Raw genomic sequence first — 1,036 nt, forward strand, 5'->3', positions numbered from 1 at the left:
CTCGCGCCATCAGAGATGTGTATAAGAGACAGGCCGGAGATTGCGCTCAAAGTCCCTGTGGTCGTCGAGCATGGTCCGAGTACGGTTGCACGAGTAACACGGGCAATGTGTCGGGCGAAAGGTCTCGACGCGACGAGAGACGCGATACGGCTATTCTCTGGGTTTGCACGGACACCGTACGACGTAGCCCACGCAATCGGGCGAGGGTTGTCTCAAGAAGCGACACCGAGAGAGATTCGGAGTAGCGAAGTACGGCTTTCACTCGCGAGTCTCCCGTCGAAGCGTCTCTTAGAGGACGCAACCCCCACGGTTCGGGCGATGATTAGTACGTTGCTCGCGACGAATCTGAGCCTTAGCAAGACAGAGTTAGCCGAGAAAGCGGGAATCTCGACGCAGTCGGTTCGGAACCACTTACCGACACTTGTAGCAATGGGGTTAGTCGACGAGACCGAGGGTCAGTGCCGACTGAACCTTTCGTTCACAGACGAGCAAGAACGCCACAAGCGGATTCTTCCATCGTTCATGCTGACCGAGTCGTTCACTCGAGACGTCCTCTTTGAGACGCTAGAAGCGCTTGATGAGTTGACCGAGGAGGTAATCGAGATATGGGTACAATGCGGACCTAACGGGCTACCGGACATCGACCGTCTCCATACGATGTACGACTGGGTAGACTGGGTACGTCCCTTACTGTCGAGTCTAACCGAAGAACGAGACGAGACGGTTCAGACGCTGTCTATTGGGCCGGAGATTGCACAGCAACCCCTCACGGAGGCAGGTTCGTGATTGAACTAACCTTTGGTAATATGTTCGTGATATGCGTTGTATTCGGGTATCTCGTAATCTCGTGGTATCTCTCGAGACAGTACGTTCATGATTAGAGTAGGGTCGACGAACTCTGAACCTATGAATCGCGGTCGGACAACAACCCCCCATGGAATCTTGAGGCAAGAGACAAACACGGACCACATGAACCCCCATGAGTAGTAAGATGAATTACGGTCGGTTCGGGCGATGTACCGCGACAGCTAAGAGT

The 1,036-nt window shown here is 54.1% G+C and carries 1 protein-coding gene; it reads left to right on the plus strand.

What is annotated here, in order from left to right; all coding sequences use genetic code 11:
- Positions 1-318 precede the first annotated feature (318 nt).
- Positions 319-786 (plus strand): hypothetical protein, encoded by a 468-nt coding sequence (locus tag C476_RS11510; protein WP_241430488.1) that lies wholly within the window; start codon positions 319-321, stop codon positions 784-786.
- Positions 787-1,036 lie beyond the last annotated feature (250 nt).

The sequence above is a fragment of the Natrinema limicola JCM 13563 genome (assembly GCF_000337475.1).
In the GTDB taxonomy this organism is placed as follows: Archaea; Halobacteriota; Halobacteria; order Halobacteriales; family Natrialbaceae; genus Natrinema; species Natrinema limicola.

What these genes read in the sequence shown, in the direction of transcription:
- C476_RS11510 (WP_241430488.1), top strand. Translation starts at nt 319, where the DNA reads ATGATTAGTACGTTGCTCGCGACGAATCTGAGCCTTAGCAAGACAGAG.